Source organism: Croceicoccus sp. Ery5, from assembly GCF_020985325.1.
In the GTDB taxonomy this organism is placed as follows: domain Bacteria; phylum Pseudomonadota; class Alphaproteobacteria; order Sphingomonadales; family Sphingomonadaceae; genus Croceicoccus.
This window is the reverse complement of sequence record NZ_CP087587.1, coordinates 949929-973624: the sequence shown is the minus strand read 5'-3', so window position 1 is coordinate 973624 and position 23696 is coordinate 949929. Positions and strand designations below refer to the sequence as shown.

The window sequence follows — 23696 nt, the reverse complement described above, 5'->3', positions numbered from 1 at the left end:
CTAGCATGATCACCACCGAAAAGCGCGGCCACATCACCATCGTCACGATTGACCGGCCCGAACGGCGCAATGCGCTGGACGCCGAGGCACAGGCCGAGCTGAACGCGATATTCGACGCCTTCGAAGCCGACGACGATCAGAGGGTCGCCATCGTCACCGGCGCGGGGGACAAGGCATTCTGCGCCGGCCACGACCTGTCCACGCCCGCACCGGAATGCCCCGACGACATGCCGCGTGGCGGCTTTGGCGGGCTGACGGCCCGCTTCGCCATGCGCAAGCCGGTGATCGCGGCGGTTAACGGATTTGCCGTCGGCGGCGGTTTCGAAATGGTTCTCGCCTGCGATATCGTGGTCGCCGCGCCGCATGCGCGCTTTGCCCTGCCCGAAGTCAGGGTCGGGATGATGCCGCTCGCGGGCGGAATCCTGCGGCTTTACCGGCTGGCAGGCCATCACCGCGCGATGACCATGCTGCTGACGGGCCGCATGATCGACATGGCGGAGGCCGAGGGGATCGGGCTGGTCGCCGAAGTCGCCCACTCGCGCCCCGTGCTCGATTGCGCGCTGGAATGGGCGACACGCATTCTGGAGGCGAGCCCGCTGGCGGTGCAGGCGACCAAGGCAGTGGCCACACGCTTTGCCGACCAGCCGCTGGGCAGCGCGATGGACGCGCAATGGACCCTGCCCGAAGTGATCCGTGCGCAACAGTCGCAGGATGCCGCCGAGGGCCCCGCCGCTTTCATCGAACATCGCAAACCGCATTGGCGCGGTTGTTGAATGACCGACGCTCCCCGAACCGGCCCCATACCAAAGCGCGATAGTAAAAAGGACCCTCGATCCATGAATATTTCCAGCAACCCCCTCACCTATCGTCATGGCGAGACCGTGATGAAGGGCGAGTTCGTGTTCGACAGTGCACGTTCTGGCCCCCGCCCCGGCGTGCTTGTGGTGCATGAGGCATTCGGCCTTGGCGACCGTGCGATGGCCTCGGCGCGGCGGCTGGCAGAGGCGGGCTATGCCGCTCTGGCGGTCGATTTATGGGGCAACCGGACGCAGCTGACCGAAATGGAAAATGTGATGCAGACCATTGGCGGGCTGGTCGCCGATCCCGCCGCATGGATGGGCAGGCTGGATGCCGCGCTCGCCGCGCTGAACGGGCAACAGGGGGTCGATCCATCGCGCAGCGCGGCCATCGGATATTGTTTCGGCGGCGCCAGCGTTCTGGAATTCGCGCGGCGCGGCGCGGCGCTGAAGGGGGTGGTCAGCCTGCATGGCGCGCTGGGACCGGTGGGCGATGCCTGGTCTGCGGACACTGTTGCCGCACGCATTCTGATGTGCGTCGGTGCCGACGATCCGCTGATCCCGCGCGATGCGATCACCGGATTCCAGCAGGCCGCGGACGGCAGCGGCGTGGATTACGAAATCGATATCTATGGCGGAACCCTGCACAGCTTTACCAATCCCGCCGCCGACGGCCCCGGCATGCCCGATTTCGCGGCCTATAACGCCCGCGCCGACCGGCGGTCGTGGACGCGCACGGTGGATTTTCTGGCCGAGATCTTCGCCTGACTTCGCTGCTACGGTTGCATGCGGGACTGTGTTGCCTGTTATTCGCACAGCGGCTAATCGGTTAGTTCCAGACAAATTTTCGCGTCCGGACCGCCGATTGCCGCATGACTGCGCCGATCTGTCCGGCCCTTTGGCGCGAATGACGGGGTAATGCATGACGGCCAAGGTGAATGGCGAGGACCCGCTTTACGTGCAGATCGCACGCAAATTGAAGGCCGAGATGATGGACGGTCTCTATCCGGTCGGTTCGCAAATGCCGACAGAGAACGAGCTGTGCGACCGGTTTTCGGTCAGCCGCTATACGGTGCGCGGCGCCATCGGCATGTTGCGCGACGAAGGGCTGGTCGCGGCGCGGCGGGGCGCGGGCACCACCGTATTACCGCCTCCGCCCATGGGCCTGCGCAATTTCGGCGCCATGTCGATCGAGGATCTGCTCCATTTCGCGCAAGGCTCCTACATAGAGATCGAGAGCATTGCGATGCGCAAGATCGACCGGCAGCACGCCCGCCAGACCGGCATCCCGCAGGGCGAGGAATGGCTGAACGTGTCCGCGCTTGGCCGCGAGAAAGAGACAGGCGCGATCCTTGGCGTGGCCGAATATTGGATCAACCGGAAATTCGCGGGCGTCAGCCGCCTGCTGGAAAGCCACAAGGCGCCGATCTTCCCGCTGATCGAGGATCTGTTCGGCGTGGTCATGACCGAAGTGGAGCAGACGATCAGCGCCTGCGTGCTCGACCCCGAAACCGCCGCCAAGCTTGAGGTGGAGCCCGGATCACCCGCGCTGGAAGTGCGCCATGCCTATCGGCTGGAGGATGGCACGCTGGCGCAGCTGGCGATCAATACGCATCCCTCCGAACGCTATCGCCATCGCGTCAGGATGCAGCGGGTGAAGCCTAGCGCCCCGTAAAGCGCGGTGCGCGCTTTTCGCGCAGCGCGGCAATCCCTTCGCGGTGGTCGGCAGTGCGGACGCTGACCGATTCATACGCGATGCCCGCATCCAGCAGGGCGGCACCCGCGCGGCGCAGTTCCATATTGGTCAGCACCTTGGTCCAGCGCAGCGCATTGGTCGCGCCGTTCAGCAGCTTTTGGCAATATTCCTCGCACACCGCGTCCAGCCGGTCCGCCGGTACGCTGCGGTTGATCAGGCCGATACGCTCCGCTTCGGGCGCTGCGACCAGTTCGGCCGTCAGCAGGAATTCCTTGGCCCGCGTCAGCCCGATGCGGGCCGCCCAGATCAGCGCGCCGCCATCGCCCGCGACAAGGCCGATGCCGACATGCGGATCGCCGATCTTCGCATGGTCCGCTGCCACGATGATATCGCCCATCAACGCGACCGTTGCGCCCAGTCCCACCGCATGGCCGTTCATGCGCACCACCAGCGGCTTTTCCATGTCGAGCATGGCCTGAACGATGCGTTTGGCCTGCCGCGCCTCGTGGTCGAACAGATGCGGGTTGTTGGCGTTATGCTCCATATGGTCGATATCGCCGCCCGCCGAAAAGGCGCGCCCCGCGCCGGTCAGCATGATCACGTCGCTGCCCGGATCGGCGGACGCAAAGGCCATCGCCTCGGGCAATTCGTCGTGCAGGGTCAGGTTCACCGCGTTCAGCGCATCGGGCCGGTTCAGCGTCAGCACCAACAGGCGCCCGCGCCGTTCCAGCAGGATCGTTTCGAATTCCGGCATGCTCATGGCTGGGCTCCCTCCTCTTCGGCCTGACTCTGAAGAGCCGGCGCCGGCCCGGTTATCCTGCCCGGCGACTTCGAGAAATCCACCGGGATGCCGGGATAGCGAATATCGCCCCAGCGGGACGGCACCGTCTGGAAAAATCCGCTCTCTTCCAGATGCGGATCGTGCAGCAATTCGTCGGTCGTGCGCAATGGCGATGCCGGAATGCCCAGCCCGACCAGCAGGTCCAGCCATTCCTGCGTCGTGCGGGTCAGAAAGGTTTCGGCCAGCAGGCCATAGATCCGGTCGATCTGCTTTGCCCTTTGCGCCAGCGTGGCCATGTCGTCCGTCACCCATTCGGGCTGTACCGCATCGGTGAACAGCCGCCAGTGCTTGTCGTTATAGATCAGCGCCGCGACATAGCCGTCCCTGGTGCGATAGGGCCTGCGATTGCGCCCGACCGCGCGCGGATAATGCGCTTCGCCCAGCGGCGGATCGAACAATGTGCCATTGGCATGCTCGACCAGCATGAAGGCGGCCATCGTCTCGAACATGGGGACCTCGACTTCCTGCCCCTCGCCCGTGCGTTCGCGGTGATACAGCGCCATCACGGTGGCATAGAGCGCGGTCATACCCGCAATCTTGTCCGCCATGATCGATGCGACAAAGCCCGGCTCTCCGTTCAGCAAGGCCTGCACCGCGGTCAGCCCGCATTCGGCCTGTATCGTATCGTCATAGGCAGCCTGATCGCGATAGCGCCCCTTGCGGCCATAGCCATAGCAATTGGTATAGACGATGCGCGGATTGACCTTGACGAGCGAGGCATAATCCAGCCCCAGCCGCGCGATCGCCTTGGCCCGCATCGAATGGATGAACACATCGGCCCCCGCGATCATCTCCAGCAAAACCGCGCGGTCTTCGTCCTGCGTCAGATCGAGAACCATGCCGCTTTTGCCGCGATTCACATTGGCGAAAATCCCGCCCATGTCGGGCGAAGGACCGACCGAGATATAGCGCGTGCCATCGCCGCCCGGCGGCTCGACCTTGACCACGTCGGCACCCATGTCGGCCATGATCTGCGTGGCATAGGGACCCATCACCATGGCGGTCAGGTCGATCACCTTCACGCTCTTCAATGGCCCCTGCTTTGCCGCTGCTGCCCTATCCTCAGCCACTCTCACCCGTTCCTTTCGCTTCTGGCCCGTCTGTAACGCCCCAACGCCGCGCTGTCATTCATATTTTCACCCATTGAACGAATATACGCATAGTGCTACGCGACGGGAAACCGATTTGACATCGGACGGATCTGACATGGGACGAGGGCCGGATATGGATTTCACCTTCTCTGCCGAACAACAGGAAATCCGCGACGCGATCCTGAAGCGCTGCGCCGCGTTCGACGACGATTACTGGCTCAGCCGCGACCGCGACGGCATTTTTCCCGAAGATTTCTATCGCGCCATGGCGGACGAGGGCTGGCTGGGCATCGCCATGCCCGAAGAATATGGCGGCGCGGGTCTGGGCATTACCGAAGCGGCGATCATGATGCAGGCCATCGCGGAATCGGGCGCAGGGATGACGGGGGCATCGTCGATCCACATCAATATCTTCGGCCTGCAACCGATGATCCTGTTCGGCACAAGGGAACAGTGCGACCGCCATATCCCGCGCATCGTTTCGGGCGAGGACAAGGCCTGCTTTGGCGTAACCGAACCCAATGCGGGGCTTAACACCACGCGCATCACCACGCGCGCGACCAAGGTCGATGGCGGCTATCGCGTATCGGGAGAGAAGATCTGGATCTCCACCGCGCAGGTGGCGAACAAGATCTTGCTGCTGGCCCGCACCACCCCGCTTGAGGATGTGACCAGCAAGACGGGCGGGCTGTCGCTGTTCTATACTGATCTCGACCGGTCGAAGATCGATGTCAGGCTGATCCACAAGATGGGCCGCCACGCGATCGATTCGAATATGCTGTTTATCGAGGATCTGTTCATTCCCGACGAGGATCTGATCGGCAAGGAAGGCGACGGTTTCCGGATCATCCTCCATGGCCTGAACCCCGAACGGGTCCTGCTGGCGGCAGAGGCCGTCGGGCTGGGACGCGCCGCGATCCGGCGGGCCAGCGATTATGCGCGCGAACGGATCGTGTTCGACCGCCCCATCGGCCAGAATCAGGCAATCCAGCATCCGCTGGCCAAATGCTGGGCCCAGCTGGAAGCGGCGAACCTGATGGTCATGAAGGCCGCGACCCTGTTCGACGCGCGCAAGGATTGCGGGACCGAGGCCAATGCCGCCAAATATCTGGCAGGCGAATTCGCATTCGAGGCATGCCATACCGCCATGCTGACACTGGGCGGCATGGGATATGCGCAGGAATATCATGTGGAACGCTATTTGCGAGAGGTCTTGATCCCGCGCACCGCGCCGGTAAGCCCGCACATGATCCTGAACTTCCTGTCCGAAAAAGTGCTGGACCTGCCCCGCTCGTACTGAGCCGCAGACGAGCTGAAAGAGAGAGCGATGACCGAGACGATCAACACGCGTTCATGGCTGTTCGCCCCGGGCGACAGCGAGCGCAAGATGGCGAAATGCGCCGATAGCGCCGCCGATGTCGCGCTGTTCGATCTGGAAGACGCGGTAACGGTGGACCGGAAACCCGCCGCGCGAACCATGGTGCGCGAATTCCTGCAATCGCAGGAAACCGGCCACGAACGGCTGTGGGTGCGGATCAATCCGGTCGACGGGCCCTTCGCGGTCGACGATCTGGCCGCCGTGATGCCCGGCAAGCCCGGCGGCATCATGCTGCCCAAATCGCGCGGCCGACACGATGTGGAACTGCTCGATCATTACCTGACCGCTCTGGAAGCGGCGAACGGCATCGAACAGGGATCGACCAAGGTGATCGCCCTTGTGACCGAGGCTGCCGAAGCCATGTTCACGACTGGCGATTACGCGGGCGCACCGCGGCTGATCGGCATGACGTGGGGCGCGGAAGATCTGGCCGATGCGCTGGGCGCCAGCAACAACCGCGACGCCAGCGGCGATTACGATTTTACCTACAAGCTGGCCCGCAGCCTGTGCCTGATCGGCGCGGCGACCGCCAATGTGCTTCCGATCGAGACGATACACGGCGATTTCCGCGACATCGACGGGCTTCGCGCCCGCGCCGAAAAAGTGCGCGCCGACGGCTATCGCGGCATGCTGGCGATCCATCCCGCGCAGGTCGAGGTAATCAACGAAGCCTTCACGCCAAGCGAGGACGAGATCGCCGCCGCGCAGGAAATCGTCGACATCTTCGCCGCCAATCCGGGCGTCGGCGCGATCGGGTACAAGGGCGGGATGCTCGACCGGCCCTATCTGGCCCGCGCCGAAACCGTGCTGCGACTGGCGGGCAGGCTGTGACAATGATCGTCGATCCCGCCAGCCTCGATCTGGCGCAATATATCCGGCCCGGCGACCATATCGTGCTGGGGCAGGCCTGCGGAGAGCCGACCACCCTGGTCGAGGCACTGCTGGATCAGGCGGCCCGCATCGGCGGGGTCACCGCGTTTATTTCGACCAGCTTTTCGGGCCTGTTCCAGCCCGACCGCTGCGAAGGGCTGACCCTGTCGAGCATGGGCGCGATCGGCGCGCTGCGGTCGATGGCCAAGGCAAACCGGCTGACCGTCATTCCCGTCCACGTCGGGCAAGTCGGCCCGCTGATCGAAGCGGGGGTGATCGGCTGCGACATCGCGATGCTGCAACTCAGTCCCGCCGACGCGAACGGCAACCACAGCTGCGGGCTGATTTCCGACCATGCCCGCGCCGCTGCCGACAAGGCCCGCGTCGTCATTGCCGAAATCAACGAACAGACCCCGTTCACCATGGGAGAGAGCATTCCCGCCGCCATGGTCGATGTGGCGGTCCCCGTATCGCGTCTGCCGGTCGAAGTGCCGCCCGCGCCGATTTCCGAAACCGACCGGCTGATCGCGGGCCATGCCGCCGCCTATATCCATGACGGCTGCGTCATCCAGACGGGCGTGGGCGCGATCCCCGATGCGATCCTGCGGCAATTGACCGACCGGCGCGATCTGGGCGTGCATTCGGGCATGCTGGGCGACGGGCTTGTCGACCTGATCGAGGCTGGCGTCGTGACCAATGCGCGCAAGACCATCGACCGGGGCGTGTCGATCAATGGCGCGCTGATCGGCACCAATCGCCTGTATCGCTGGGCCGACCGAAATCCCGCCATGCGCATGTGTGCGGCGACCTATACCCATTCCGACGGCATTCTGGCGCAGGTCGAAGGTCTGGTATCGATTAATTCGGCGGTGGAGGTCGATCTGACGGGACAGGTCAATGCCGAACAAAGCGGATCGGCCTATCTGGGCGGCACCGGCGGGCAGGTCGACTTCGTCCGCGCAGGCGCCCGATCGCCCGGTGGCCGCTCTCTGATCGCCATGCCCGCGACCGCGCGCGGGGGCAGCGTCAGCCGCATTACGACCGCGCTGTCGGGCCCCGTCACCACGGGACGGACCGAGGTGGATGTGATCGTCACCGAATATGGCGCGGCGGAGCTGAAGGGCATATCGCTGGCCGAACGGGCACAGCGCCTAGTCTCTATTGCCCACCCCGATTTCCGCGAGGAGCTGGACCGCGAGGCCCATGCCATTCGCCAGAGAGGTTTCTAAGATGTCAGATGCCGTTACCCTGACCAGCCCCGAAGCGGGCATCGCCGTCATCACCATCAACCGGCCCGAGCAGCGCAATGCCCTGTCGGCCGAGGTTCGCGCCGGCCTGTTCGACGCATGGCGCGCGTTCGAGGCCGGTCCGGCCTATCGCATCGCGATCCTGACCGGCGCGGGGGACAAGGCATTCTGCGCGGGCGGCGATCTGAAGGAAATGGTCGAAAAGCAGCTTCGGGTGCCACCGCGCGACATGTTCCCGGTGCCCTATGACAATATCGAACTGAGCAAGCCGACCATCGCCGCCGTCAATGGCGTGGCATTCGCGGGCGGCTGGATGATTGCGCAGGCCTGTGACCTGTGCGTTGCCAGCACGGCGGCCCGTTTCGCGATTACCGAGGTGAAAGTGGGCCGCAGCTCGCCATGGGCCGCGCCGCTGATCCATATGATCCCGCAGCGGATCATGATGGAGATCATCCTGACCGGCAAGCCGATCACTGCCCAGCGCGCGTACGAGATCGGCCTCGTCAACCGACTGGCCGAACCGGGCCAGACGCTGGAGGTCGCGCTGGAACTGGCGCGCGACGTGCTGGAAGGTGCGCCGCAATCGGTGCGCGCGGGGCGCGAAACGGTGATGCTGGCGACACAAATGGGGCGTTCTGCCGCGCTGGAAGCGGCACGCCATGCGTCCGAATGGGCCTATCGCTGCGAAGACGCACAGGAAGGCCCACGCGCCTTCGCCGAAAAGCGCAAGCCCGACTGGTCGTCCTACGACTAACCGCGATAGCCGAGGCTGCGCGATATGGCCGACGCAGCTGTGGCCACCTGATCGCGCAGCAAAGCCAGCCGGTCCTGCGCCCGCGCGGTCGGCGCAGCCAGCACCAGCGCGCCCAGCATGTGCCCAGCCGCATTGCGGATCGCCGCCGCCGTGCCCGTCGCGCCATTGGCGGCCTGATCCGTCGTTTGCGCCACGCCCGTCTTTCGCGCCCCGGCAATGGCAGCGCGGATCGCCGCAATATCGGTAACGGTCGCGCCCGTATGCGCCTGCGGCGTCAGCGCCGCGAGATAGGCATCGACCGCTTCGTCTTTCATGCCCGCCAGCAAGACCCTGCCCCCTGCCGTGCAGTAAAGATCGCGCCGGTTGCCGACCGCAATGGTGAAACGCACCGTTTCGCGGCTTTCGATCACATCGACATAGGTGATGCTGGCGCCATCCTCGTTCAGCACGGCGAAGATCACCGTCTCGCTGCTGGCGCGGGCCAGATCGGCCATGCCCTTGTGAATCAGCTCTGACGATTGCACTTGCCCGCGCGCAGCCACCAGCGCGCTGCCCAGCCCGAATGCGCCCGGACCCAGCCGCCAGCCATTATCCGCAGCCTGCACGAAACCCGCTTCCTCCAGCCCCCGCAGCAGCGAGACGACGCTGCTTTTGGGCGCATCCAGCTGGCGGCTGATGTCGGCCAGGCTAACCGGATCGGCGCTGGCGCACAGCGCTTCCAATATGCGGATTACCCGGGTGACCGATTGGGGCGAATGCACCTTGTGGCCGGTCTGCGCGGGCGGGCTGGTCTGGTCGGGCTGGCTGCTCATCGAAAGGCCGCTGGCTGGGGCGGGCCCGATGGCGCCGCGCATGTGGGACAATATCTCTAACCAACCGTGCCATATCGCACTTGTCCCGCAACGCAAATTGCCGCGCTATCCCTTATCGCGCCCCGCACCACGCCCCGCCCCACGCCCCGCATAGAAATCGGCAAGCCGCGCCGGATCGGCATCGAAATCGTCCGCCAGCCGCACATCGGCCACATTGCTGGTCAGCGAGACGACGACATAGAGGCCCATCGCGGCGATCAGCTGCATCAGCCCTTCATGGCCGAAAACACCCACAAATGCATCGCGCATCGCAGGGGGCAGTGTGGCCCGTTCCAGCAATTCCACCACTGCATCGTGGACCAGCCCGTCGCGCGGCGCGGCAAACACGGGCCGCTCTTTCGCGCGCAAGGCCGCGATCATATCGTCGCCGATCCCCTGATCGCGCGCCATCGGTGCATGGAAATCGAACTCCACCATGCTGCCCATGCGCGCCGATACCAGCAGGATGATCAATTCGCGCGACCGTCCGTCAAGCCGGTCGGCTGCGCGGATGGCGTCCGCCAGTTGCAGCATCGCATGGCCGAGGGCGGGAAAGTGCAGCCATGCGTTGTAAAGATCGGGCAAGCGCGTCGCCTCTGCCCCGCCAGCATAGAAGCCGCGCGGCCCCAAGGTGATCGCATCCCACAGGCTGCGCTGCAGCGGATCGAGAAGGTCCGGGGAAAGGATTGGAAACGCTGTCATGCAATGGTCTCCCTAGCAAGAATATGTCCATACATTTAAGCCGAAATCAATGCGCGCAACAAGCCCTGCCCGAGAGCCTCCACCACATGGCTACTATGCCCGCCACATAAACATCCGGACAAATATTTTGCCCGACCTGCCTCGTTTCATTTGATCGGACAAACCAAAGCTGGCTTATTGTGACGACAGACAACGCCCCGCTCGACGGGTCGGAAAGGAGACGGGATGCAGGACGCCAGCGCGACCATGGGCAATGCGGCGAATGACCGCGAGACTGCGGATACAGGGCCGCAAGCCGGAACTTCGACCGGTCCCGCCAGCCCGTACCCGCCGCTGGCGCTCAGGGCTCCATGGCTGGGCATCGTGTTCCTGATGCTGATCGGCCTGCTCAACTATCTCGACCGCGTATTGCCCTCTATTCTGGCAGAGGCGATCAAGCGCGATCTGGTGCTGTCCGACATGATGATCGGGCTGATCAATGGCCTTGGCTTTCTGGCGATCTATGCGCTGGCATCGATCCCGATTGCCACCATGTCGGACCGCGGGCGGTATAATCTGGTGATCAGCGGGGCTCTGGCGATCTGGAGCCTGATGACCATGGTCGGCGGCATGGTCGCCAATGGCTGGCAACTGGCGCTGACCCGTTCGGGCGTGGCACTGGGCGAAGCGGGCGGCATGCCTGCCGCCCATGCGTTCATCACCCGCCATATTCCCGCAGGCAGCCGCGCCCGCGCGCTTTCGCTTTACACCGCGTGCGTGCCGCTGGGCACCATGTCGGGCTTTGTCGTGGGCGGGGTCATCGGGGAATGGCTGGGGTGGCGCAATACGTTCCTGCTGATGGGCGGGATCGGCGCGGCGCTGGCGCTGCTTTCGCTGCCCATGTTCGGGGTAAAACGCCTGCAACCTGCCAGCAATGGCCCCGAAACGGAGGCACCGGCACCCAGCATCGCCCCGCTGCTGCGCAAGCGCAGCCTGTATCTGATCCTCGCGGGTGCGTCCTTCATGGGCATGGGCGGCTATACCGCGATGGCCTTTTCGCCCGCATTCCTGATCCGCATCCACCAGATGTCGATGGGACAGGCCGGCATCATTTTCGGCATCGCGGGGGGCTGCCTTGGTATTGCGGGGCTGTTCGTCACCGGCTGGCTGTCAGACCGTCTATCACAACGCGACCGGCGCTGGTGGCCGGGGCTGGTGATCGCGACCAATATCGTCGCCCTGCCGCTGTCGATCGCGGGGTTCATGGCCGATCACCTGTGGCTGGCAATGACGGGGCTGGCCGCCAATATCGCGCTGGCCACCATATTCCAGGTCCCGCTGATCGGCGCCCTGCATGCGCTGGCGCCCGTGGCCCTGCGCGCGCGGGTGTCGGCGCTGCTGTTACTGGCAACGGCGGTTTTGGGCGGCCTCGGCCCGCTGGCGGCAGGCATCCTCAGCGACCATCTGCAACCCGCGCTGGGGGACGAGGCGCTGCGCTATGCCCTGTTGCTGGTGCCGGGGGCGTTCATCGCAGCCTCGCTATGCCTGCTGGCGGCCATCCCCTTTTTCGCGGGCGAGATCCACGGCGGCGAAGACGAATAGGGATGAAGCGGTTCAGGCCAGCCGCTCGACCGTCACCGGATGGGCGGGCACGCCGTCTGCCTGAAAATGCGAAAGATTGGCGATCGTGGTCGCCGCGATCGACTCTAACGCCTCGCGCGTGAAAAACCCCTGATGGCCGGTGATCAGCACATTGGGAAAGGTCAGCAGGCGGGCGAACACATCGTCCTGCAACACCTTGCCCGACAGGTCCTCGAAAAACAGATCGCCCTCCTCCTCGTACACATCCAGCCCGACATGGCCGATCCGGCCGTTTTTCAAACCGTCGATCAATGCCCTCGCGTCCACCACCGCCCCGCGACTGGTGTTGATCAGCATCACCCCCCGCTTCATCGCGGCGATCGAGCCATGGTCGATCAGATGATGCGTCTGCGGGGTCAGCGGGCAATGGAGCGAGATGATGTCGGACTGCGCCAGCAATTCGGGCAGCTCGACATAGCGCCCGCCCAGCGCCGCCAGCGCATCGTTGGGGCACGGATCGCTGGCCAGCACGCGGCAACCGAACCCGCGCAGGATCGCCGCGACCCTGATTCCGATTTCGCCGGTCCCGACGATGCCAGCGGTCTTGCCGTTCAGGTCGAACCCCAAAAGACCTTCCAGTGCGAAGTTTCCTTCGCGCACGCGGGCATAGGCGCGATGGATCTTGCGATTGAGCGACAGGATCAGCGCCAGCGTATGTTCCGCAATCGCATCGGGGGAATAGGCAGGCACGCGGGCCACGGCGATACCGCATTCCTGCGCGGCAGCCAGATCGACATTGTTGAACCCTGCGCAGCGCAGCGCGACCAGCCGCACGTCGGCGCTTGCCAATGTCGTCAGCACCTCGCGGTCCAGCACGTCGTTGACAAAGGCGCAGGCGGCTTCGGCCCCTTCGGCCATGCGCGCGCTTTGCGCGGACAGGTGCGTTTCGACGAAGTCCAGCGTATGGGGCGCGCCTGCCGCCTCATTCGCCGCCGACAGGAATTCGCGGTCGTAATCCCGCGTGCTGAAGACTGTCGTGCGCATCGAGACCCTCCTGCCCTGCCTAAAGTGGCTAGACCATGTCACGGCCCGCGGGCTAGGAAATTCCCGATGGACAGTCTGGATTACCGCTCACCCGGCGGCATCATTTTCGACATCGGCGGCCTGTTCGCACCCTTCGGGACGACTGTTCCTGCGGGATGCAAGACAATGCCGGTCGGCCCCGAACACAGCATGGCGTTTTGCCTTCGCCTGGCGTCAATTGCCGGCGTGGCGGTGCTGCAATGCGAGTGCAGCAGCCTGACCGTGAAGCCCGTCATTGTCGATGAGCGGAGTATCGCAGGGGAACCCACTTCCACATTCGTCGTCCTCGGCCCCGCTAGCGACTGGATCTATATTCATTCCGAAATCGATGAGATCGGACTGTTGTTCACCTATCAGGCCCTCCCCCTCGCACTTACGGATAAGGGGCGCGCAGAAATGGACGAAGCCTATCGCAGCTATGTGGGCCATGAAATGTCGTCGTCCCGATCGACGAGCGATGCAGCGCGTTTCGACATGTGGAGACGATTGGCAGGTTAAACGAGAAAACGCCCGCCGGTCGCGATGACCGGCGGGCGTTGAAACTTGCAACCGAAAGGCTGGCGCGATCAGAACGGAATATCGTCGTCCAGATCGTCATAGCCGCCGCCCGACGAACCGCCAGAGCTGCCGCCCGAACCGCCACCCGAACCGCCGCCCTGATTCCAGCCGCCACCGGAACCGCCCGACGAACCGCCGCCCTGGTTCCAGCCCCCGCCGCCACCGCCGCCGCCCGACGATCCGCCCCAATCGCCGCCACCGCCGCCGCCGCGATTGCCGCCGCCCTGCGCGCCGTCCAGCATGGTCATCACCCCGCCAATGCCGCCTACCGAAATCTCGGTCGTGTAACGATCATTGCCCGACTGGTCCTGCCATTTGCGGGTACGCAGCTGACCTTCGATATAGACCTTGCTGCCCTTGCGCAGGAATCGTTCGACCACGCCGACCAGACCGTCGGACTGGATAACAACGCTGTGCCACTCGGTACGCTCTTTCCGCTCGCCGGTCTGACGGTCCTTCCAGCTTTCGCTGGTCGCGATGCGCAGATTGGCGATCCGGCCACCGTTCTGAAAGCTCTTGATCTCCGGATCGGCGCCCAGATTGCCGATCAGCATGACCTTGTTGAGTGAACCCGCCATTGTTTCGTCCTTGGAGAATCGCTTTGGAAATAATTCCCCACTGACCTAGGGAGCCGCGCGCCCCATCGCCAGACTGTCGCGGGTCGATTTCCCCACATTCGGGTCCAGCGGTTTGCCGGCGTGCCCCCTAAAGCCCCGCGCCCACCGCTATCCAATAGGTCGCAAAGGCCGCCAGATAGGCAAGCGCGAAAAGATAGGCGAGCATGAAGGCCGGCCATTTCCAGCCATTCGTCTCGCGCCGTGCGACGGCAATGGTGGACAGGCACTGCGGCGCGAACACGAACCATGCCAGAAAGGACAGCGCCATCGGCAGGGTCCAGTCGTTCGCCAGCCGGTCGCCCAGTGCCTGCGCGGTCTCGTCCTCGTCGTCGCTCGACACCGCATAGGTCGTGGCGAGCGAGGACACCGCCACCTCGCGCGCGGCCATGGCGGGGATCAGCGCCAGCGCCATATCGCGGTTGAAGCCGATGGGTTCGACCACCACGGCCAGCCCGTTGGCGATCTTCCCCGCGATCGAGACATCCACCTGATCCTCGCCCGGTCCCGCCTGCGGGAACGACAGCAGCAGCCACAGCACCACCGTGACCGAGAAGATGATCGTGCCCGCGCGGCGCAGGAATATCCATGCTCGCTGCCACAGGCCCAGCAACAGGTCGCCGATGCGCGGCCACTGGTATCGCGGCAGTTCCATGATGAAGCCCGAAGCCCCGCCCTGCGCCACCGAACGGCGCAGCACCCATGCCACCAGCATCGCTCCGACGATTCCCGCGACATAGAGCGCGAACAGGACAAGCCCCTGCAGCCCGATCCCCCAGCCGACATTGCGTGCCGGAATGAACGCCGCAATGATCACCGCATAGACGGGAAGCCGCGCCGAACAGGTCATCAGCGGAGCGATCAGGATCGTCGTCAGCCGGTCTTTCGGATCGCTGATCGACCGCGTCGCCATGATGCCCGGAATGGCGCAGGCAAAGCTGGACAGCAGCGGAATGAAGCTGCGCCCCGACAGGCCGACAAAGGCCATCATCCGGTCCATCAGGAAAGCGGCGCGGGCCATATAGCCCGTCGCCTCCATCAGCAGGATAAAGAAGAACAACACCACGATCTGCGGCAGGAACACGACGACCGAACCGACGCCTGCCAGCAGCCCCTCTGTCACCGCGTCGCGCAGCAGGTTTTCGGGGAAAGTGGCCACCACCCAGTCCGAAACCGCCACCACGGCACCGTCCAGCGCATCGGCAAACGGGGTTGCCCAGGCAAACACCGCCTGAAAGATCACGAACAGCAGGCCCAGCAGGATCACCGGCCCCGCCCACGGGTTCAGCAACACGCGGTCCAGCCCGCGATGCAGGCGGCGCTGGCGCGTTTCGGACAGGATCGTGCCCCTGGCCATGGCGCGCGCGGAAATGCGGCGTTCGGCCATGTCGAGATCGTCGGAAATAATCGCCTCGATCCGGTGGCCGTCGGCAGCTTTGGCCAAAGCCTCGCCCAGTTCGCCAAGGCCGCGGCGGCGCACGGCGACGGTTTCCACCACCGGCACGCCCAGCGCGTTTTCCAGCGCCTTGGGATCGAGCACCAGCCCGTCGCGCTTGGCCAGATCGACCATGTTGAGCGCCACCACCACGGGCATGCCCAAAGCGATGACTTCCTGCGCGAACACAAGATGCTGTTCCAGATTATTGGCATCGAGCACGAGGATCAGCGCATCGGGCTGCCGCTGCCCTTCCTGCGCGCCGGTGATGACCTTGCGCGTGACGTCTTCATCGGGGCTCGACGGGTCGAGCGAATAGGAACCGGGAAGGTCGATCAGCTCGGCCGGTTCGCCATTGGGCAGTGCCATGCGGCCTGCCTTGCGTTCCACCGTAACACCCGGATAATTGGCGATTTTCTGGCGCGCACCGGTCAGCGCATTGAACAATGCGCTCTTGCCCGAATTAGGGTTGCCGACAAGCGCGACGGTCTGGATCGGACGGCTCATGCCGAAGCCCCCGCCTGTGTGCCATCGACGGGATCGGCGGCGGGATGCGGCGCTTCTTGCGGAGCGGGTTCGACCGTGACCGCCAGCGCATGGCTGCGGCGCAGGGCAATGGTCATGCGCCCGATTTCCAGCGCGATCGGATCGCGGCCCACGAAAATGCCGCGATGCGCCAGTTTCAGCACGGCACCCGCATCAAGACCCAATGCGCGCAAACGGCGCCCCTCTGCCGGATCGAGACTGTCCCAATCCACCGCGACGACGCGAACGGTGGTACCAAGGCCGCAATCGGCCAGTGAATCGCCATGCTGAATCATATCGGCTGCGGCGCTCGCACAGTCGGACGAGAATTGCAACTCGTTCGCAATATTGATTGCCAGCCGGTGCGCTTTCCGGCGGGCGGCGTTCAGCGGGCGGGGTAACGCAAACGGCCCAGCAAGCGCATGGGCGAAAAACGCTCGGCATCGTCGCGTTTGAAACGCGCGGTGAATTTTCCGAAACCGGCCACGTCCTTCAGCCGCCTGTCGAGAAAGGCGTAGGTGTCGGCAAAACCCTCGCTCTCGTCCTGCGAGAACACGGCCAGCGTGCTGGCATAGACCGAGGACAGGATGGCGCGCTTGGAATAATGGTTGAAATCCGCCGCCGTGTCGCCCGCCATGCGCCACATCAGATCGGCGCTGCGCCAGCCCGTTTTCGCGCTGCGCTTTACATTCTGCGGCATGGCCATGATCGCCATCGCGCGGCGAAACGCCTCGTGCCTTGGGGTCAAAGCCTCCAGCCGGAACACCAGCATTGCGCGGATACGCTGGCCGACACCCATATTTTCCAGAGCGGTGGCAGGCAGGGCCTGCGCCAAGGCGGCATCGATCGATGCGATCCATGCCGCGATCATATCCATCGCCCCGCCCGGAAAGGCCAGCAGCGCGACATCGGGATCGACACCCTCCATTCCGGCCGCGGCGCGCACGGCCAGCAGGGTCCAGCCATCGAACACCGCGGCATCGGCAATTGCGGGGGCCAGCGCGACGGCCAGCTGGTCGAGCGTGAGATCGTCGGCTGCAATACCCATCAGTGCATCACCGGCCCGTATTGGTCCGCCGCATCGGCATCGGCGCTTTCGATCAGGTCGAGCACCGGATTGCGCTCCCCCTGTCTGGCATAGTCGCGCGCCGAACGGCCCGAACGGTCGGCGCGGTCGGGATCGGCACCCTTGTCCAGCAGGATGCGCGCCAGCGACACGTTCTGCATCAGGGTCGCGGTGATCAGCGGCGTTTCGCCCGTCGCATTGGTCGCATTGGGATTGGCACCCCCGTCCAGCAGCGCCTGAACCCCGTCCTGAAAATTGAGCGACACCGCGATCTGCAGCGGCATCACGCCTTTTTTGTCGGCGATATTCGGATTGGCGCCCTTGTTCAAAAGGAACCGCGTCCATGTCGCGTCGCGACGCGACACGGTAATGTGCAGCGCGGTTTCGCCGCTGGTCAGGTCGCGCGTGTTGACGATGGTGCTGGACGGATCGGACAGCATGTCGATCACATCGTTGCCTTCGGACTTTTTCACCGCTTCCAAAAATTTATAGCCAGCCGAAAACTGCGCCTGCGCGGGCAGCGCCGACAGGGCGCAGGCCATCGCGGCAACCGCCGCCAGAATGCGAATAACTGGGCGCTTGGCCCGCTGCGATGTAAAGTCAGACACGCGAATTCTTTCCGTTCCTATCGACCCGTTCCAACCCCGCCCCGTCGCATATGGGGACGGTCCGGCGCAATTCATGCACGCCGCAGGGTCGTTTCGTCCTTGCCAGCAGGGCCTTAGCACGACATGAACCCGCCTGCCATGACGCGTAAAAAATCCCTTTCCCTTCGCCAAGCCCTGATCGCTCCGCTGCTGGCGGCCACGCTGGCCGTGACCGGCTGCAACAGCGCCCCGTCTGCCCCGTCGGAAGCCGACTGGCCGCTGGCGGGCGCAACCATCGGCGGCGATTTCACGCTGGTGGATAAAGACGGCAAGACAGTCATCTGGCAGGATTTCGCGGGCCAGTGGCGCATCGTCTATTTCGGCTTCACCTTTTGCCCCGATGTCTGCCCGGTCGACGCGGCTGCCATCGGCGGCGGATTGAACCGGTTCGAAGAGATGGACGCGGCGCGCGCTGCCAAGGTCACGCCGATCTTCATCTCGGTCGATCCGAAACGCGATACGCCCGAGGTGGTGGGCGAATTCGCCGCCGCGTTCCACCCACGCATGGTCGGGCTGACCGGCACGCCCGAACAGGTCGCCGCTGCCGCAAAGGCATTCGTCGCGACCTATAGCTATGGCGAGCCGGACGAGACGGGCTATTACCGCGTGGACCACACGGCGATGACGCTGCTGTTCGATCCCGATGGCAAGCCGGTCGCCATTCTGGAAACGCATCAGGGGCCGCAAGAGCTTGCCGACGAGCTGGCGAAATGGGTGCAGTGACGCAGGATACCGCCGGCGAGACGCCGTTCTGGGAACGCCCGCTCGACCTGATCAGCGATGCCGAATGGGAAGCCTTGTGCGACGGCTGCGGTCAGTGCTGCATTCACAAGCTGGAAGATGCCGATACGGGGGAAATCTATCCCACCAATGTCGCCTGTCGCCTGCTGGATACGGCCACGGCGCGCTGCATGGATTACCCGAACCGCAAGCGCCATGTGCCCGACTGCCTGCAACTGACGCGCGCGACGGCGGGCACGCTGCCATGGCTGCCGGAAACCTGCGCCTATCGCCTGCGGGCCAGCGACCGGCCCTTGCCCGACTGGCATTATCTGATCAGCGGCGACCGCGATGCCGTCAGGCGCGCAGGCGTGTCGGTCGCGGGGCGCGTCATTTCCGAGGACGAGGCAGGCCCGATCGAGGAACATGCGTTGATCGAGGGGTTCACCCTGGTCGAAGCACCTGAAGAGTTCGAAGCACCCGACGGGGATGAAACCGAATGAAGGACCGCGCGCGCCGGGGCCTTGAAAATTTCCTGTCGCGCCGCGCCCGCCCTCCGCGCGAATTGCGCGAGGAACTGCCGCTGGCGGATGGCCCGCTTCCACTGCTGGTGCGCCCCCATGCCACCGCCCGCCGCATGACCCTGCGCCTGTCGCCCGACGGGAACGAGGCGCGCGTGACCGTGCCCCTGGGCGTGCCCTTGCGCGAAGGGGCGAATTTCGCCCTGTCGCGCCTGAGCTGGCTGGCAGCGCAACGCACCGCCGCGCCCGAACGCAAACCGGTCGGTCATGGCGACACGGTGCCGTTTCGCGGCGATGAGTTGCGGATCGAATGGCATGCGGCGGCCAAGCGGATGCCCGTCGCCAGCGAAGGGACCCTGCGGCTGGGCGGACCGCAGGACAATCTGGACCGCCGCATCCAGCGCTGGCTGGAAGCCGAGGCGCTGGCGCTGTGCCGCGCCGATCTGGCCGAATATTGCCGCGCAGCGGGCGTTGCCATGCCCGATCTGCGGCTTAGCCGCGCGACCCGCCGCTGGGGCAGCTGTTCGACCAGCGGGACGGTGCGGATCAACTGGCGGCTGGTGATGGCCCCCGATGCGGTGCGCCGGTCCGTCGTCGCGCATGAAGTCGCCCATCTGGTGCATTTCGACCATTCGCCACAATTCCACGCCTTGCTGGCCCGCCTGTTCGGCGCGGGCCTTCCCGCTGCCGACCGCTGGCTCAAGCGCGAAGGGCGCACGCTTTACCGGTATTTCGGTTAGGGCCCGAATCTCCGCTAAGGCTGGCGAAAGCCGCGCCGCGCTATTATCTGGGCCACCATGTTCTCACTCTCCCGCTTTTTCCGCCTGTTCAATCCGGTCGCAGCCGTGCGCGATTTCCGCGATGTCTGGGTACAGGAAAACCCCGTCCGGCTGCGCGTGCTGCTGCTGTCGGGCGCGGCGACCTTTGCGATTTTCGGCACGATGTTCGGCGAATCGCACATGATCCAGCCCCGTCCGCCCGAAATCACCTATATCACCAGCTATCAGGGCGACCGGACCGATGCCGAGATCATCGCCGAAAACATCGCCAACCAGCAGGAAAAGAACGAACGCTTTGCCGAGGCGGATGCCCGCCGCGCCGCCGCTCGCGAAGCGTATGAGACGGTCGGCAATGCCACCGGCGTGGATACGTCCGAAGCCCGCGCCGAGGGCGAGGCCGAGCGGCGCCAGTACGAACGCGATCTGGCAGAGGCGCGGGCCAAGGCCGTCGCCCGCTGGGGCACCATCGATCCCGCGACCGGCCAGATCGTAAGCCCGAAGGAACAGCAGGCCACCGTTGATACAGGCGAGTAAAACGCAGGCGAACAACGCGCGGGCGAATGGGGCCGGCCCGCAGGACCGCCGCTGGCTGGCGGCTGCGGCGGCGCTGGCCATGCGCGGGCGCCCCCTGTCGCGGCCCAATCCCGCGGTCGGTGCCATCGTGGTCAGGGACGGCAAGGTCATCGGTCGCGGCTGGACGGCCGAGGGCGGACGCCCTCATGCCGAGGCCGTCGCCATCGCAGAAGCAGGCGATGCGGTGCGCGGCAGCACGATTTATGTCACGCTGGAACCCTGCGCGCATGAAAGCCGCCGCGGCCCCGCCTGCGCCAGCCTGTTGGCCGAGGCGCGCCCCGCCCGCGTCGTCATCGGCTGCGGCGATCCCGATCCGCGCACCAACGGGCGCGGCATCGCGCTTTTGCAGGATGCGGGGATCGAAGCGGTGCTGGCCGATTGCGAGGCCAGCCGCCTTTCGCTGGCGGGATTCCTGATGCGCGAGACACGGGGCCGACCGCATGTCACGCTGAAGCTTGCTCTGTCGCTTGACGGGTGCATCGCCATGGCCAGCGGCGAAAGCCAATGGATCACCGGCCCCCAAGCGCGCGCGCATACCCATATGCTGCGCGCGATGAGCGATGCGATACTGGTCGGCGGCGGCACTCTGCGGGCTGATGCGCCGCGTCTGGACGTGCGGCTGAACGGCCTGGACCATTGCGGCCCCGCGCGCTGGGCGCTGACGCATGGCGATGTGCCCGATGGCTGGCAGGCCCTGCGCAATGCGGCGGATCTGTCCCCGATGATGCCCGCGCAATATCTGCTGGTCGAAGGCGGAGCCAAGGCGGCGGCGGCCTTTCTGGCGGCCGATATGGTCGACCGGCTGGCGATCTATCGTGCGCCCGTCATCATCGGCGGCGGCATGGGCGGGATCGGCGATATCGGCCTTGCCTCGCTCGATCGGGCGCACGGGCGATGGCGGATGGCGGACAGCCGGATGCTTGGCAAGGACCAGTTCTGCCTTTACGAGCGCACGCCATGTTCACCGGAATAATCACTGCCATCGGCACCGTCAGCACGGTCGCACAGCAGGGCGACACGCGCCTGCGCATCGCCTGCCCCTATGACACGTCCGCCATCGATATCGGCGCTTCCATCGCCTGTTCGGGCGTGTGCCTGACGGTGGTGGAGCGGGGCGAAGGCTGGTTTGCCGTCGATGTCAGCGGGGAAACCCGCAGCCGCACCACGCCGGGCCAATGGACCGAAGGTCGCCGCCTGAATCTGGAACAGGCGATGAAGCTGGGCGACGAGCTGGGCGGCCATATCGTGACCGGCCATGTCGATGCGGTCGGCACCGTCGCCATTCGCGAGGAACGCGGCGGATCGATCCATTTCGAAATCGACGCCCCTGCCGATATGGCCCCGTTCATCGCGGGCAAGGGCAGCATCACCGTCGATGGCGTTTCGCTGACGGTGAATGCGGTTCAGGACCTGCCCGGCGGCACGGCCCGCTTTGCGCTGAATATCATTCCCCACACTGCCGAAGTGACAACGCTGGGTGCATTGGCCGTGGGCGATATCGTCAATCTGGAGATCGACGTGCTGGCCCGCTATTTGAAGCGGATGCAGTCGCTTCAGACCTAGGCCTGTACGGCAGCTTTGATCTGCATTGTTAAAGAGCGGGCAGGCGTGGCTTCATGCCTGCCCGCTCAGTTCCGATCAGGTGTTGGCGTCAGGCGCTAACCGTGGCCACTGCCTTGATGAACTTGTCGATATTGCCCATCGTCAGGCCCGCGATATTGATGCGGCCCGATCCCGCCATATAGATCGCGTGATCGCTGCGCAGCGCGGCGATCTGTTCTTTCGAGAGCGGCAGGATCGCGAACAACCCGCGTTGTCCGGCCAGCGGGCGCAGGTCGACGCTGCCGGCGACGCCTGCTTCGGCCAGCCGGGCGCGAACCTGGTTGATGCGGGTTCGCATCGATTCCAGCTCGTCCTTCCACTCTGCGGTCAGTGCCGCATCTTCCAGAATGGTGCGCACCGCAGCCGCGCCGTGATCGGGCGGCATCGACCAGTTGGCACGCGCCAGCGCGGCACCGTTCGACGCGATGCAGGGCAGGCAATCCACCCCCTCGCCCATCATATAGATCGCGCCCACGCGGTCGCGGTACAGGCCGAAATTCTTGTCGCAGCTATAGGCGATCAGCGCTTCGGGCACGGCTTCCAGCACAAGACGGACACCGGCCGCGTCTTCTTCCAGCCCGTCGCCCAGGCCCTGATAGGCAAGGTCGAGGATCGGCAGCATGCCCTTTCCTGCAAGCAGGCGGGCGATTTCTTCCCAATCGGACAGCGTATAATCGATGCCGGTGGGGTTGTGGCAGCAACCGTGCAGCAGGATGGCGTCGGTGGGCGCCGCCGCGGCGATTGCCTCGCGCAGGCCCGCCATATCGGCCGTGCCATCGGCGGAGGCATGGTTGAACGTGCCGACTTCTACGCCAAGGTCTTTCATGATCTGCGCATGGTTGGGCCAGCTGGGCGTGCCCATCCAGATTTTCGTAACGCCCGCCGCCTTGGCCAGTGCCGCCGCCAGACGCACGCCGCCGGTGCCGCCCGGCGTCTGCATTCCGTCGATCTGGTCAAGCTTGGAAAAACCGGCACCGAAGATGATCGGCTTCAGCGCCTCGACAAAGCCCATGTCGCCTTCGGGACCGAGATAGGCCTTGGAATCCTGATGATCGACAAGGATCTGTTCGGCCTTTTTGATCGAGGTAAAGACCGGCGTGTCGCCCTGCCCCGTGCGATAGACGCCGACGCCAAGGTCGATCTTGTCCGCACGCTCGTCAGCCGAATAGAGCTTGATCAGCGCAAGCAGCGCGTCAGGGGGCTGTTGGGTGAGCTGGGCAAGCATGGTCATGGCAATCCTGTTCGCTTGGGAATCGATTCGTGACCCGACCGCGTCGGGGCGGGCGCTCCATGCCGGTGCTTTGCCCGTCGGGCAAGCCCCGAACGCCCCGCAGCAGTGCGACTTATCTTGAAATCGGAAAGCCCCCTTCCCACATCAACCTTGCGGGCCGGGCCCCTCTGGCGTGCATTCGTTGCAGAATGCGCGTGATGTCGGACCGCATCGGATCATCCGATGCGCGATCGACGGGCCGAACTTCCTGCTTCCCCACATCGCATCGATGACCGGTCGAACAGCCTCGATCAAGGAGCGATAGATGAAGGGCCGTATTTTCAGACTGACCGAACTTTTGCAAAAGGTGGATCGCCATCTGCGCATGGAAAAGCAGCGGTGTGATCCGGATGCGTGGAACATGCTGCGGCTTCGCCTGTTGCGTCATCGCATACGGGCCGCCTTGCACCGTTCCGCCGCCAGCCGGTTCACGCCGCGCCGCGCCAAAGACACCCAAACGGCGTGGCCGGCGCTGCCTGCGTGACACGCAATGCACAACCGGACGCATAATTGAGA

Annotated in this window: 27 protein-coding genes; 16 read left to right on the top strand and 11 right to left on the bottom strand. The window is 64.9% G+C overall.

From position 1 onward, the window contains the following. Positions 1 to 5: 5 nt before the first annotated feature. From LOZ74_RS04600 to LOZ74_RS04590, 3 genes are all read left to right on the top strand, one after another. Positions 6 to 773 carry an enoyl-CoA hydratase-related protein gene (locus tag LOZ74_RS04600; RefSeq protein ID WP_230293097.1) on the top strand — a complete coding sequence of 256 codons (768 nt, stop codon included), beginning with the start codon at positions 6 to 8 and terminating at the stop codon, positions 771 to 773. Between the two features lie 63 nt (positions 774 to 836). Continuing rightward, positions 837 to 1565, top strand: a complete 729-nt coding sequence (locus LOZ74_RS04595) for a dienelactone hydrolase family protein (protein ID WP_230293096.1) — start codon at positions 837 to 839, stop codon at positions 1563 to 1565. A gap of 154 nt (positions 1566 to 1719) precedes the next feature. Then, a complete protein-coding gene (locus tag LOZ74_RS04590) occupies positions 1720 to 2472 on the top strand; it encodes a GntR family transcriptional regulator (protein ID WP_230293095.1) in 753 nt (250 codons plus the stop codon). Here the strand turns inward: LOZ74_RS04590 and LOZ74_RS04585 are convergent. Further along, entirely contained in the window at positions 2459 to 3253 is a 795-nt protein-coding gene (locus tag LOZ74_RS04585) for an enoyl-CoA hydratase/isomerase family protein (protein WP_230293094.1), read from the bottom strand. The two genes, LOZ74_RS04590 and LOZ74_RS04585, sit on opposite strands and share 14 nt — an antisense overlap. After that, positions 3250 to 4404 carry a CaiB/BaiF CoA-transferase family protein gene (locus tag LOZ74_RS04580; protein ID WP_230293093.1) on the bottom strand — a complete coding sequence of 385 codons (1155 nt, stop codon included), beginning with the start codon at positions 4402 to 4404 and terminating at the stop codon, positions 3250 to 3252. The genes LOZ74_RS04585 and LOZ74_RS04580 overlap by 4 nt, the downstream gene beginning before the upstream one ends. Positions 4405 to 4540: 136 nt before the next feature. Between LOZ74_RS04580 and LOZ74_RS04575 the strand changes: the two genes are divergently transcribed. Genes LOZ74_RS04575 through LOZ74_RS04560 form a run of 4 tightly spaced genes read left to right on the top strand, consistent with a single transcriptional unit; the run spans position 4541 to position 8674 of the window. Beyond that, the gene (locus LOZ74_RS04575) at positions 4541 to 5725 is read left to right on the top strand and encodes an acyl-CoA dehydrogenase family protein (protein ID WP_230293092.1); all 1185 of its coding nucleotides are present in this window, start codon (positions 4541 to 4543) and stop codon (positions 5723 to 5725) included. 27 nt (positions 5726 to 5752) lie between these two features. Continuing rightward, a complete protein-coding gene (locus LOZ74_RS04570) occupies positions 5753 to 6634 on the top strand; it encodes a CoA ester lyase (RefSeq protein ID WP_230293091.1) in 882 nt (293 codons plus the stop codon). Between the two features lie 2 nt (positions 6635 to 6636). Beyond that, positions 6637 to 7902 carry an acetyl-CoA hydrolase/transferase family protein gene (locus LOZ74_RS04565; RefSeq protein ID WP_230293090.1) on the top strand — a complete coding sequence of 422 codons (1266 nt, stop codon included), beginning with the start codon at positions 6637 to 6639 and terminating at the stop codon, positions 7900 to 7902. Position 7903: 1 nt separating this feature from the next. Further along, positions 7904 to 8674: an enoyl-CoA hydratase/isomerase family protein gene (locus LOZ74_RS04560; RefSeq protein WP_230293089.1), complete on the top strand. Its 771-nt coding sequence runs from the start codon at positions 7904 to 7906 to the stop codon at positions 8672 to 8674. On the opposite strand, the gene LOZ74_RS04555 is transcribed toward LOZ74_RS04560, so the two are convergent. Both LOZ74_RS04555 and LOZ74_RS04550 read right to left on the bottom strand, forming a co-directional pair. Beyond that, positions 8671 to 9486 carry an IclR family transcriptional regulator gene (locus LOZ74_RS04555; protein WP_230293088.1) on the bottom strand — a complete coding sequence of 272 codons (816 nt, stop codon included), beginning with the start codon at positions 9484 to 9486 and terminating at the stop codon, positions 8671 to 8673. The two genes, LOZ74_RS04560 and LOZ74_RS04555, sit on opposite strands and share 4 nt — an antisense overlap. Before the next feature lie 105 nt (positions 9487 to 9591). Further along, positions 9592 to 10227, bottom strand: a complete 636-nt coding sequence (locus LOZ74_RS04550; protein ID WP_230293087.1) for a carboxymuconolactone decarboxylase family protein — start codon at positions 10225 to 10227, stop codon at positions 9592 to 9594. Between the two features lie 225 nt (positions 10228 to 10452). Here LOZ74_RS04550 and LOZ74_RS04545 point away from each other — a divergent pair, with 225 nt between their 5' ends. After that, on the top strand, positions 10453 to 11808 hold the full coding sequence (locus LOZ74_RS04545) for an MFS transporter (RefSeq protein WP_230293086.1): 1356 nt from the start codon (positions 10453 to 10455) through the stop codon (positions 11806 to 11808). A 12-nt stretch (positions 11809 to 11820) separates the two neighbouring features. On the opposite strand, the gene LOZ74_RS04540 is transcribed toward LOZ74_RS04545, so the two are convergent. After that, positions 11821 to 12831: a 2-hydroxyacid dehydrogenase gene (locus LOZ74_RS04540; RefSeq protein WP_230293085.1), complete on the bottom strand. Its 1011-nt coding sequence runs from the start codon at positions 12829 to 12831 to the stop codon at positions 11821 to 11823. Positions 12832 to 12897: 66 nt separating this feature from the next. On the opposite strand from LOZ74_RS04540, the gene LOZ74_RS04535 reads away from it, so the two are divergent. Further along, on the top strand, positions 12898 to 13368 hold the full coding sequence (locus LOZ74_RS04535) for a hypothetical protein (protein WP_230293084.1): 471 nt from the start codon (positions 12898 to 12900) through the stop codon (positions 13366 to 13368). Positions 13369 to 13436: 68 nt separating this feature from the next. On the opposite strand, the gene ssb is transcribed toward LOZ74_RS04535, so the two are convergent. The 5 genes from ssb to LOZ74_RS04510 form a co-directional block, all read right to left on the bottom strand. Further along, positions 13437 to 14006: a single-stranded DNA-binding protein gene (gene ssb / locus LOZ74_RS04530; RefSeq protein ID WP_230293083.1), complete on the bottom strand. Its 570-nt coding sequence runs from the start codon at positions 14004 to 14006 to the stop codon at positions 13437 to 13439. A gap of 127 nt (positions 14007 to 14133) precedes the next feature. Beyond that, positions 14134 to 15984 carry a ferrous iron transporter B gene (locus LOZ74_RS04525; RefSeq protein ID WP_230293082.1) on the bottom strand — a complete coding sequence of 617 codons (1851 nt, stop codon included), beginning with the start codon at positions 15982 to 15984 and terminating at the stop codon, positions 14134 to 14136. Then, positions 15981 to 16298, bottom strand: a complete 318-nt coding sequence (locus LOZ74_RS04520; RefSeq protein ID WP_230293081.1) for a FeoA family protein — start codon at positions 16296 to 16298, stop codon at positions 15981 to 15983. Before LOZ74_RS04520 ends, LOZ74_RS04525 begins: the two co-directional genes overlap by 4 nt. A gap of 89 nt (positions 16299 to 16387) precedes the next feature. Next, a complete protein-coding gene (locus tag LOZ74_RS04515; protein ID WP_230293080.1) occupies positions 16388 to 17050 on the bottom strand; it encodes a COQ9 family protein in 663 nt (220 codons plus the stop codon). Further along, positions 17050 to 17676: an ankyrin repeat domain-containing protein gene (locus tag LOZ74_RS04510; protein ID WP_230293079.1), complete on the bottom strand. Its 627-nt coding sequence runs from the start codon at positions 17674 to 17676 to the stop codon at positions 17050 to 17052. Before LOZ74_RS04510 ends, LOZ74_RS04515 begins: the two co-directional genes overlap by 1 nt. Positions 17677 to 17814: 138 nt before the next feature. On the opposite strand from LOZ74_RS04510, the gene LOZ74_RS04505 reads away from it, so the two are divergent. The 6 genes from LOZ74_RS04505 to LOZ74_RS04480 all read left to right on the top strand — a co-directional run bounded on the left by LOZ74_RS04505 (position 17815) and on the right by LOZ74_RS04480 (position 21871). Then, positions 17815 to 18438, top strand: a complete 624-nt coding sequence (locus LOZ74_RS04505; protein ID WP_230293078.1) for an SCO family protein — start codon at positions 17815 to 17817, stop codon at positions 18436 to 18438. Further along, positions 18426 to 18938 carry a YcgN family cysteine cluster protein gene (locus LOZ74_RS04500; RefSeq protein WP_230293077.1) on the top strand — a complete coding sequence of 171 codons (513 nt, stop codon included), beginning with the start codon at positions 18426 to 18428 and terminating at the stop codon, positions 18936 to 18938. The genes LOZ74_RS04505 and LOZ74_RS04500 overlap by 13 nt, the downstream gene beginning before the upstream one ends. Further along, positions 18935 to 19696: a M48 family metallopeptidase gene (locus tag LOZ74_RS04495; RefSeq protein WP_230293076.1), complete on the top strand. Its 762-nt coding sequence runs from the start codon at positions 18935 to 18937 to the stop codon at positions 19694 to 19696. The genes LOZ74_RS04500 and LOZ74_RS04495 overlap by 4 nt, the downstream gene beginning before the upstream one ends. A gap of 57 nt (positions 19697 to 19753) precedes the next feature. Beyond that, positions 19754 to 20269, top strand: a complete 516-nt coding sequence (locus LOZ74_RS04490; protein ID WP_230293075.1) for a hypothetical protein — start codon at positions 19754 to 19756, stop codon at positions 20267 to 20269. Between the two features lie 79 nt (positions 20270 to 20348). Beyond that, a complete protein-coding gene (ribD, locus tag LOZ74_RS04485) occupies positions 20349 to 21281 on the top strand; it encodes a bifunctional diaminohydroxyphosphoribosylaminopyrimidine deaminase/5-amino-6-(5-phosphoribosylamino)uracil reductase RibD (RefSeq protein ID WP_230293817.1) in 933 nt (310 codons plus the stop codon). Further along, complete coding sequence (locus LOZ74_RS04480; protein ID WP_230293074.1) at positions 21266 to 21871, top strand: riboflavin synthase; 606 nt, start codon at positions 21266 to 21268, stop codon at positions 21869 to 21871. The genes ribD and LOZ74_RS04480 overlap by 16 nt, the downstream gene beginning before the upstream one ends. Positions 21872 to 21959: 88 nt before the next feature. Here LOZ74_RS04480 and LOZ74_RS04475 read toward each other — a convergent pair whose 3' ends face one another. Next, a complete protein-coding gene (locus tag LOZ74_RS04475; RefSeq protein WP_230293816.1) occupies positions 21960 to 23135 on the bottom strand; it encodes an aromatic amino acid transaminase in 1176 nt (391 codons plus the stop codon). Positions 23136 to 23445: 310 nt separating this feature from the next. Between LOZ74_RS04475 and LOZ74_RS04470 the strand changes: the two genes are divergently transcribed. Next, positions 23446 to 23664 (top strand): hypothetical protein, encoded by a 219-nt coding sequence (locus tag LOZ74_RS04470; RefSeq protein WP_230293073.1) that lies wholly within the window; start codon positions 23446 to 23448, stop codon positions 23662 to 23664. Positions 23665 to 23696 lie beyond the last annotated feature (32 nt).

Coding starts and splice junctions, on each gene's coding strand:
- LOZ74_RS04545 (WP_230293086.1), top strand. CDS start 10,453: ATGCAGGACGCCAGCGCGACCATGGGCAATGCGGCGAATGACCGCGAG.
- LOZ74_RS04555 (WP_230293088.1), bottom strand. CDS start 9,486: ATGAGCAGCCAGCCCGACCAGACCAGCCCGCCCGCGCAGACCGGCCAC.
- LOZ74_RS04570 (WP_230293091.1), top strand. CDS start 5,753: ATGACCGAGACGATCAACACGCGTTCATGGCTGTTCGCCCCGGGCGAC.
- LOZ74_RS04590 (WP_230293095.1), top strand. CDS start 1,720: ATGACGGCCAAGGTGAATGGCGAGGACCCGCTTTACGTGCAGATCGCA.
- LOZ74_RS04495 (WP_230293076.1), top strand. CDS start 18,935: ATGAAGGACCGCGCGCGCCGGGGCCTTGAAAATTTCCTGTCGCGCCGC.
- LOZ74_RS04520 (WP_230293081.1), bottom strand. CDS start 16,298: ATGATTCAGCATGGCGATTCACTGGCCGATTGCGGCCTTGGTACCACC.
- LOZ74_RS04505 (WP_230293078.1), top strand. CDS start 17,815: ATGACGCGTAAAAAATCCCTTTCCCTTCGCCAAGCCCTGATCGCTCCG.
- LOZ74_RS04595 (WP_230293096.1), top strand. CDS start 837: ATGAATATTTCCAGCAACCCCCTCACCTATCGTCATGGCGAGACCGTG.
- LOZ74_RS04565 (WP_230293090.1), top strand. CDS start 6,637: ATGATCGTCGATCCCGCCAGCCTCGATCTGGCGCAATATATCCGGCCC.
- LOZ74_RS04515 (WP_230293080.1), bottom strand. CDS start 17,050: ATGGGTATTGCAGCCGACGATCTCACGCTCGACCAGCTGGCCGTCGCG.
- LOZ74_RS04550 (WP_230293087.1), bottom strand. CDS start 10,227: ATGACAGCGTTTCCAATCCTTTCCCCGGACCTTCTCGATCCGCTGCAG.
- LOZ74_RS04500 (WP_230293077.1), top strand. CDS start 18,426: ATGGGTGCAGTGACGCAGGATACCGCCGGCGAGACGCCGTTCTGGGAA.
- LOZ74_RS04480 (WP_230293074.1), top strand. CDS start 21,266: ATGTTCACCGGAATAATCACTGCCATCGGCACCGTCAGCACGGTCGCA.
- LOZ74_RS04575 (WP_230293092.1), top strand. CDS start 4,541: ATGGGACGAGGGCCGGATATGGATTTCACCTTCTCTGCCGAACAACAG.
- LOZ74_RS04535 (WP_230293084.1), top strand. CDS start 12,898: ATGGACAGTCTGGATTACCGCTCACCCGGCGGCATCATTTTCGACATC.
- LOZ74_RS04475 (WP_230293816.1), bottom strand. CDS start 23,135: ATGCTTGCCCAGCTCACCCAACAGCCCCCTGACGCGCTGCTTGCGCTG.
- LOZ74_RS04560 (WP_230293089.1), top strand. CDS start 7,904: ATGTCAGATGCCGTTACCCTGACCAGCCCCGAAGCGGGCATCGCCGTC.
- LOZ74_RS04600 (WP_230293097.1), top strand. CDS start 6: ATGATCACCACCGAAAAGCGCGGCCACATCACCATCGTCACGATTGAC.
- LOZ74_RS04540 (WP_230293085.1), bottom strand. CDS start 12,831: ATGCGCACGACAGTCTTCAGCACGCGGGATTACGACCGCGAATTCCTG.
- LOZ74_RS04470 (WP_230293073.1), top strand. CDS start 23,446: ATGAAGGGCCGTATTTTCAGACTGACCGAACTTTTGCAAAAGGTGGAT.
- ssb (WP_230293083.1), bottom strand. CDS start 14,006: ATGGCGGGTTCACTCAACAAGGTCATGCTGATCGGCAATCTGGGCGCC.
- ribD (WP_230293817.1), top strand. CDS start 20,349: ATGCGCGGGCGCCCCCTGTCGCGGCCCAATCCCGCGGTCGGTGCCATC.
- LOZ74_RS04585 (WP_230293094.1), bottom strand. CDS start 3,253: ATGAGCATGCCGGAATTCGAAACGATCCTGCTGGAACGGCGCGGGCGC.
- LOZ74_RS04525 (WP_230293082.1), bottom strand. CDS start 15,984: ATGAGCCGTCCGATCCAGACCGTCGCGCTTGTCGGCAACCCTAATTCG.
- LOZ74_RS04490 (WP_230293075.1), top strand. CDS start 19,754: ATGTTCTCACTCTCCCGCTTTTTCCGCCTGTTCAATCCGGTCGCAGCC.